This window comes from Dyella silvatica (assembly GCF_026283955.1).
Lineage (GTDB): Bacteria > Pseudomonadota > Gammaproteobacteria > Xanthomonadales > Rhodanobacteraceae > Dyella_C > Dyella_C silvatica.
In genome coordinates this window covers 23,405-30,739 of the sequence record NZ_JAPDPE010000059.1, presented here as the reverse complement: position 1 = coordinate 30,739, position 7,335 = coordinate 23,405, and the positions used below count along the sequence as shown (strand labels likewise).

The 7,335-nt window shown below is 62.1% G+C and carries 9 protein-coding genes; all 9 read right to left on the bottom strand.

Annotation, left to right across the window (positions count from 1 at the left end; translation table 11 throughout):
• The coding region (locus OUZ52_RS12830; protein WP_266158791.1) for an antitoxin Xre-like helix-turn-helix domain-containing protein at positions 1-339 on the bottom strand (339 nt) is incomplete at its 3' end.
• 175 nt (positions 340-514) lie between these two features.
• Complete coding sequence (locus OUZ52_RS12825) at positions 515-2,314, bottom strand: DUF885 domain-containing protein (protein WP_266158790.1); 1,800 nt, start codon at positions 2,312-2,314, stop codon at positions 515-517.
• Positions 2,314-3,993, bottom strand: a complete 1,680-nt coding sequence (locus OUZ52_RS12820; RefSeq protein ID WP_266158789.1) for a SulP family inorganic anion transporter — start codon at positions 3,991-3,993, stop codon at positions 2,314-2,316. The genes OUZ52_RS12825 and OUZ52_RS12820 overlap by 1 nt, the downstream gene beginning before the upstream one ends.
• Positions 3,994-4,004: 11 nt before the next feature.
• Positions 4,005-4,622, bottom strand: coding sequence for a ParB/Srx family N-terminal domain-containing protein (locus tag OUZ52_RS12815; RefSeq protein WP_266158788.1), 618 nt, complete (start codon positions 4,620-4,622; stop codon positions 4,005-4,007).
• Positions 4,623-4,775: 153 nt separating this feature from the next.
• Positions 4,776-5,480, bottom strand: coding sequence for a helix-turn-helix transcriptional regulator (locus OUZ52_RS12810; RefSeq protein WP_266158787.1), 705 nt, complete (start codon positions 5,478-5,480; stop codon positions 4,776-4,778).
• Between the two features lie 112 nt (positions 5,481-5,592).
• Complete coding sequence (locus tag OUZ52_RS12805) at positions 5,593-6,012, bottom strand: GFA family protein (protein ID WP_266158786.1); 420 nt, start codon at positions 6,010-6,012, stop codon at positions 5,593-5,595.
• Positions 6,009-6,200, bottom strand: a complete 192-nt coding sequence (locus OUZ52_RS12800; RefSeq protein ID WP_266158785.1) for a hypothetical protein — start codon at positions 6,198-6,200, stop codon at positions 6,009-6,011. Before OUZ52_RS12800 ends, OUZ52_RS12805 begins: the two co-directional genes overlap by 4 nt.
• Positions 6,201-6,212: 12 nt before the next feature.
• Complete coding sequence (locus OUZ52_RS12795; protein ID WP_266158793.1) at positions 6,213-6,824, bottom strand: DJ-1/PfpI family protein; 612 nt, start codon at positions 6,822-6,824, stop codon at positions 6,213-6,215.
• A gap of 29 nt (positions 6,825-6,853) precedes the next feature.
• Positions 6,854-7,228, bottom strand: a complete 375-nt coding sequence (locus OUZ52_RS12790) for a VOC family protein (protein WP_266158784.1) — start codon at positions 7,226-7,228, stop codon at positions 6,854-6,856.
• Positions 7,229-7,335 lie beyond the last annotated feature (107 nt).

The window sequence follows — 7,335 nt, the reverse complement described above, 5'->3', positions numbered from 1 at the left end:
ACCTGACAACATGCGTTGCAACGCCGACTGTCCACCGAACAGCGGCGCCTGGTTCGGTCGATGCACCCAGCTGTCGGCTTGCTTCGGATCCGGAAACAGAATTTGCAAATCTTTATAAATACCGAGCAGGTAACTGATGCGTTCAATCACATCGCGACTCAGGCCGCCGCTTTGATGACGCTTCCATTTGTAGAACGTCGACTCGGGTGGCTCTCCCAACAATTTGCGTTGGTCGGCGATACGCAGCTCCCAACGTTCGGCCAGATTGAAAAAAGCACGTAACGCCGGACCACTGAGATCAGCCGCGGGTACCGTTTCAGGCAGGAGGTGGGCCACCATGAGAAACTCTCCTCGTGTAGTTGTTTTGCATAATACTTCACATATGCACCTACACGCCAGTATCACAATCGCCTAACTATCGGGCCGCAGCTAAGCGGTATCCGGCCCGGGCCGACATCGCCGCACCTTCGCCATTTCATTGATATAAAAGGCAAAGGTACGGCTTAGCGCTAGCTTATGGCGCCTTGTTCTTGGCACAATCGCAGCCGAAATCCGGCTCCGGGCCACCATCGGCAATAAATCGGTCGATGCGCTGCTCCAGCACCGGCAGCGGCACCGAGCCCAAGGCGAGTACAGTGTCGTGAAAGTGTCGGATGTCGAACTTCGGGCCGAGGGCCTGCTCGGCTTTATGACGCAGGTCGAGCATCTTCAAGTAGCCCAGTTCATAACTAAGCGCCTGTCCCGGCCAGCTGATGTAGCGATCGACTTCGTTGGCGATTTCGCGGTCGGACAACGCGGTGTTCTGCGTCATGTAGTCGATCGCCTGGCTGCGGCTCCAGCCCAGGTGATGGATGCCGGTATCGACCACCAACCGGCAGGCACGCCACATTTGATAGGTGAGGTAACCGAAGCGCTCATACGGCGTCTTGTAAATGTCCATCTCGTTGCCGAGATACTCGGCGTACAAACCCCAGCCCTCGCCGTAGGCCGAGATATAGCCATCACGGCGAAAGGCCGGTTGATCGCGCTGCTCGGCCGCCAAACCCAATTGCAGCGAGTGACCCGGCATCGACTCATGCAAGGTCAGCGCCGGCATGTTGTAGAGCGGGCGCGAGGGCAAGTCGTAGGTATTGACCAAGTAACTGCTGGCACCGCCGCGACCGGAGGTGTAGTACGGCGCAATATCGTCGGGCACCGGCACGATGGCAAAGCGCTGCCGCGGCAAGCGGCCGAACAACTTGCCCAGCTGCGCATCGGTTTGCTTGGCCACCCATGCGCTACGCATCAGCAACTCATCGGGCGTCTTGGCGTAGAACTGCGGGTCGGTACGCAAGAAATGCAGAAACTCGGCGAAGCTGCCTTTAAAGCCGCTGGCCTGCATGGTCTTGACCATCTCGGCGTGAATTTTATCGACCTGCTGCAAACCGATCTGATGAATCGCATCCGGGCTTTGATCCAGCGTGGTGTATTCGATGATTTGCTGGCGATACCAGGCTTTGCCATCGGGCATGGCTTCGGCCGCTAGCGTCGTGCGCGCCTTGGGCAGGTACTCATTGCGGAAGAAAACCAGCAGATGGGCGTACGCGGGAATCACCTTGTCGGCGATGACTCGACGGGCCTCGCTCTGCAGCTGCACGGCTTCGGCGGCAGAAACCGCCACCGGCAACTTGTCGAAAGGCCGATAAAAGCTGCTCTGCGTGGGGTCTTTCAATTCGGCCACCGCGGCAATCGATACATCGCGGCCATTCAACACCGCACGCGGCACGGTAAACCCACGCGCCAGGCCATCGCGCATGTTGTCGATCTGCTGGCCAAAATAGGCCGGCACCTGCCCAAGACGCTCGATGTAATGGCGGTAATCCTGCACGGTGTGCAGATCGTCGCTGCCCAGCTCGTAACCCAGATCGCTCCAGAATGCCGAGTCGCTATTGAAGGGCATCTGCCATTGCTTGAACTGCTGTACCGCGAGCAGGTTCTGGATTTGCGCGCGATACACCGCGTAGTTGATTTGCTCCTCCGGCGACAGCTGTTTCACATCGATGCCGTCGAGCTGACCAAGCACTTGCTGCCAACGATCCAGCCGCTGCTGCTGACTGGCCGCATCGACACGATCCAGGCGGCCGTTGTTCGGCTGCGCCTCACCGGAGTTCTGGATGCCCGATTGACCGGTACGCCAGCTCCACTCTTGCTCATAAACCTGGCGGAATCGCACATCGGTGCTTTGCCCCTCAGCGGCCAGCGTCGTGCACACCGGCGCCGCCAAAACCAGGGCGGCCAGTGCCAGCCACAGGGTCGTACGTGTTGCTTGCTTCACTACAGAGATTCCTTGTTCGATGGCGAGAGCGGCGGTTGCGCTGCCGTGGCGGTCAATCTGACAGCATCTTCCACGCTCCAGTCGTCCAGCGCCTGTGGTGGAAGTTGGGGTAATGCCGCGCGCAGCAGCAATTCGCGCACCGGGTCTTTCACCCGAGCCACCCGCAGCACGATGCTGCGCGCACTGAGCCAGTCGGCAAAATCCGCCAAGGCCTCCAGCGCGGTGCCATCCAGGTCGGGCGATTCTTCCAGGCTGAGGATTACGGCATGCACCTGCGCCGGCTGGCTGACATGGCTTCGCGCCATGGCCAGGGTCGATTCGGCGTTGACGAAAAACAGCGGCTCTTCCGGCCGCAGAATCAACACGCCAGCGATTTCGGTCGCCGTGGGATGTTGGGCGATATCGACAAAATCATGCCCATCGGCCAATCGCCCGAGCACGCTCAGGCGCGGCGTGGCCAGACGTCGCAGCAACATCGCCAGGCTAAAGGCAATCGCCACCAGCAAGCCATTGAGAATGCCCAAGGTGAGCACCGCCAGCACCGCCGCTAACGCCACCAGCCGATCGCGTCTCCATTTCAGATAGGGCGTGAACACCGTCAGCCGCCACGACTTGCTTACCGCGTGAATCACGATGGCCGCCAACACTGGCTCGGGAATCCGCTCGATCCATGGCAATAGCAACCACACCATCAGCAAGATCGTGGCCGCAGCGACCAGCCCGGCCAGGCGCGAGCGCGCGCCGGCCGCATCGTTGGCCGACGTCGCCGAATAGCCCGCGCCGACCGGCATGCCATGGAATAAGCCGGAGACCAGATTGGCCACACCGAAGGCGGCAAGGTCGCGGTTCGCACTGACGCTATCGCCGTGCTTCAAGGCAAAGCTGCGAATCGCGCTGTACGACTCGGCATACAGAATCAACAACAGCGCGGCGGCCAACTCGATGCCTGGCAGCCACTGTCCTTGTCTAGGCCAGGTCGGCCAGGCCCAGGTCGGCGCCAGCTCAATCACCCCGGTCAAGCTCACACCATGGCCGGCAAGCCAGCCGGAAGCCGCCACGCCAAGCACGATGACCAACAGGCTGCCCGGCAACCGGCGCAATCGCTCACACAGAAACAGCAACAGCAGCGCCACGACCCCGGCGCCGGCGCTGGCGGGGTTGACCTGCGCCAGCTCCTGCACCAGCAATACCAACAAGCGCGGGGCGAAATCACCGTGCGGGGCCGCTACACCAAACAAATTGGGCAACTGTTTGAGCGCGATCACGCAGGCCAGCCCAAAGGTATAACCGCGCAACACCGGCCGCGCGATCAGATGCGAGATGCCACCCAGCCGTGCTGCGCTGGCGATCAAGAAACACGCGCCGGTGAGCAACACCAGCGTGGCTGCGATCAAGACGCGCGAAGCCCCATCAGGACCGGCCAGCGCCAATGTGCCGGCCGCCAGCACCGCGGCTGACGACGATGTCGCCGAAACGATGGCATAGCGGCTGCGCCCGATCAGTGCGTAACAGACCAGACCGGCAAACAAGGCAATCACACCCGCTTGTGGCGGCAATCCGGCGATGCCGGAATACGCCACCGCCTCGGGCAATAACAGGCCGGCTATCGACAGCCCGGCCAATAAATCGATGCCTATGCCCAAACCCGAGCCCTTGCTGTCCGGGGCCGCGGTAGACATCGCCGGTCCGTTCATTCGATCGTGCCGCTCCACCCGGGCAGGTAGGCGGCCGTGTGGCTATGCGCCAGCGGCAACGCCTGTTGCAGCACTTTCTCGGTGACCTTGCCGCCGCTGAGCTTAAGCTGGCGACGGAAAAAATCCGCCCACAGAAACTCCGCATACGGGGTCGCGTCTTTGGCGCAACCGCCAGCCACGCGTACCCGCGCGGCGAGGGTGCGATAAGGATCGTCGGTCAGGCTGGTCAAACTGGTCGGAAACGCCTCATAGGCGGTGCGCTGACCATGCGCGTCATACGGGTGCGCCCAGCGACTGAATTCCATCGTACGCCAGAACACGTCCGGCTCCAGCCAGGAGAAATCACGCTGCACCAACACCGGCACGCTGCCTACACCTTCTTCCAGCAGGGCTAGGCCGAGATGATGGTGATCGACGATATAAACCTTGCCCTTGGGGCCGAGAATGCCCGGAAACCACTGCGCGGCAAGCAGCTCCTTGCGCTTCTTTTTGCCCAGCCCACGCCATTCTTCACGCTTGGCGGCCACCTCGGCCTTGCCAACCGTCAACTGGGTGGGACGAAGTTTGTCGGGGGCGACCGACAATAGTGGATGGCGCACGCTCGGTGTGGACATCGACAACTCCATCGGTTTTGGTGGTGTCGAGGGTAACCGGCGCTGGGCAAAACTTCGAGCCGAGCCTATGGCTGATGCTCCGAGCCACGGAAGGTGAAAACTTGCGAAAGTGCGACGACTCCCCGGGCAACGCCCTCCATCGCCGCGCGGCAGCTATTCCATGCTGGCGTATTCGTTGCTCATCGATTTGAGGTAGGCGTTCAAATCACGGCCTTCGATCTCGGTGAAGTGCTCGTCGGCCGCGGTGCATTCGGCAATCCGGTCGGGGCGGAAATTGCGAAAATCCTGGCGCAACCGGCACCACGCGCCCAATGTCCAGGCGCCGCCCCAGAACGCCAGGCACAGCGGCTCAATTTCGCGCATGCTGCCGCGGCCGGCTTCATCGCGATAGTCCAGGCGCAGCACCTGGTTATCGGCAATCGCCGCGTGCAAGCGGTCGATCAGCATGGCGAAATCGCTTTTGTTCTTGCCGCGCCAGATCGGCGCAAAAATGCGCGTATGCGCGGCGCGCTCACGCAGGTCCGGTGGCAACACCGCCTCGATCTTCAACAGGGCCGCCTGCGCGCCCTGGGCCAGCCGCGCGCCGGCGAAGGCACGTACAAAGCGCGTGCCGACTACTAACGATTCGAGCTCGTCGGCGGTAAACATCAGCGGCGGGATATCCGAGCCTTTGCGCAGCACATAGCCAACGCCCGCCTCACCTTCGATCGGTACGCCGGAGAGCTGCAAGTCGGCCACGTCACGGTAGACGGTGCGCAGCGATACGCCGAGGGTCTCGGCGAGCTGCCGTGCCTGCAAGGCAGTACGGCGCCCCCGCAGGGCATGAATGATGAGAAAGAGGCGATCGGCACGGCGCATCGGCTAATCATGACCGAGATGGCGTCGCATATCCTGAGACACAGGTCATGCCCGATGAGCGCCTCCCCGATCACATCGCCAGCGGGGAGGCGCCGATATGGAGCCTGGACGCTCACAAATGCCTGGTCTCGGCTGGCACCGACATCCAGTCATTGTCGCGCCCGTTGAAGTAACGAACCGGGGCGTCGATCAAAACGTCCAGCGGGGCGTCGTCGAGACAGGCGACATTGACCGAGTAATACGCGCCGCCAAGCTCTTCCAGATAGCCTTGCCCGAACGAGTGCAGGCCACAGCGGCGGCAGAACCAATGATCCATGCAGCGCGTGCCGAACTGGTAATTGGTCAGGTCGTCCTGACCCGACAACAGCCGGAAAGCCTGCGGTTTGACGATCACGCCCCACTCGCGAACCTTGCCGCAGTACGAGCAGTTGCATTTGCCCGTGCCCGCGCTCAGGTCGATGTCCGCTTCGTAACGCACGGCACCGCAATGACAACTGCCGTGATATGTCCTGACGAGATCGGGCTTGTTCATGCGGGCACTCCGGCAAGGGCTTTGCCCGGCAGGGCGATATCACGGCATGCCTCGGGTTTCGCGGAAACCGGAACTGCCGGAGGCTGCGGCTCGGGCTTGGCCGGCAGACGATATTGGCCGTCCATCAGCAAGCCACGCAGGTACAACGGGCGGTAAGCAGCCAAAACACGCTCTATCGACATACTCATGGCTTCACTCTCTCAGGCGGCAATCGCGGTCTCGCCACCGAACCACGGCGGCGGTACGGCATGTTTGAACAATCGATACCAGTGCTCGCGGTCCGTCGCGTTGTATAGATCCAGGGTGCGGATGACCTCGCGGGCAAACTCCACGCTGCCCAACTCGCTCGCGCTGATCACCCCGCCATCGCTCACCGCCAGCACGGTGGCGTCGTATTGCTCCGCGCCAGCGTATTCGGGTGCATGCAGGCCGATATGGCCGGGCCAGTTGCCGGTGTGGCGGCAATCGTCGAGCAGGCCGGCACGGGCCAGCGGCAGTACGCCGGTGTCAATACCCGCCACCGGCGCTCCGGCCGCGTAAACCCGCTGGGCGGCAGCGGCCGCCGCTTCGCCGTGGCCGTGTTCCCACTGATGGCCACCCGGGAAAATCAGCAAGGCCGCGCGATCCAGGTCGAGCTGATCCAGGCTCAGGTCTGGCAGTACCTGCAGGCCCCCCATCGAGGTCACCGGTTGCCGCGTAAAGCCGACGGTTTGCACTCGCCACTCGCCGGGACGGCGGATCTCGCACAAGGCCAGCGCCGCCCCCCAATCGATAAAGTCATCGAAGACCAGGAAATACACGGTATCTCGCATCATCTCTCTCCCGCTCATAAGCGCCCTCCTCACTGTTGCGCCCACAACCCGACGCGATTGCCTTCGCTGTCGCCGAACTGCGCAAAACAGCCACGGCCTTCCGGTAAAACGGTGCGCGGCACGATCACCGAGCCACCGGCTGCCTCGATCCGGGTCAGCGTGGCGGCCACGTCGTCCACGCTCAGATACACCGTGCTGCCGTGCATCGAGGGTTCGCAGTGCTCCATCTTCAACAACGATCCGGTGACATGAGTCGCCTCGTCGTAAGGGAAAATCGCCAACTCCATGCCGCCGAACAACTCGTTCTTGAGCGTGGTTTCCAGGCTGGCCTCGTAGAAGCTCACGGCGCGGCCCATGTCGCGGACCGGGATCTCAAACCAGTTGTTAACGATCGGATTCAGCATGCTTTAGCTCCTAGGCGTGCCCTGCGCACTAAGAAAGCTTGAGCCCCTGCTGCTGCCAACGTGTTGTCAGTAGTGACCGGTAGCTGGCGTCGCGCGGGCATAGCCGG

Bases quoted from the DNA above. Each gene is read 5' to 3' on its own strand.
- OUZ52_RS12815 (WP_266158788.1), bottom strand. From the start codon at position 4,622: ATGTCCACACCGAGCGTGCGCCATCCACTATTGTCGGTCGCCCCCGAC.
- OUZ52_RS12805 (WP_266158786.1), bottom strand. From the start codon at position 6,012: ATGAACAAGCCCGATCTCGTCAGGACATATCACGGCAGTTGTCATTGC.
- OUZ52_RS12795 (WP_266158793.1), bottom strand. From the start codon at position 6,824: ATGCGAGATACCGTGTATTTCCTGGTCTTCGATGACTTTATCGATTGG.
- OUZ52_RS12790 (WP_266158784.1), bottom strand. From the start codon at position 7,228: ATGCTGAATCCGATCGTTAACAACTGGTTTGAGATCCCGGTCCGCGAC.
- OUZ52_RS12800 (WP_266158785.1), bottom strand. From the start codon at position 6,200: ATGAGTATGTCGATAGAGCGTGTTTTGGCTGCTTACCGCCCGTTGTAC.
- OUZ52_RS12810 (WP_266158787.1), bottom strand. From the start codon at position 5,480: ATGCGCCGTGCCGATCGCCTCTTTCTCATCATTCATGCCCTGCGGGGG.
- OUZ52_RS12820 (WP_266158789.1), bottom strand. From the start codon at position 3,993: ATGTCTACCGCGGCCCCGGACAGCAAGGGCTCGGGTTTGGGCATAGGC.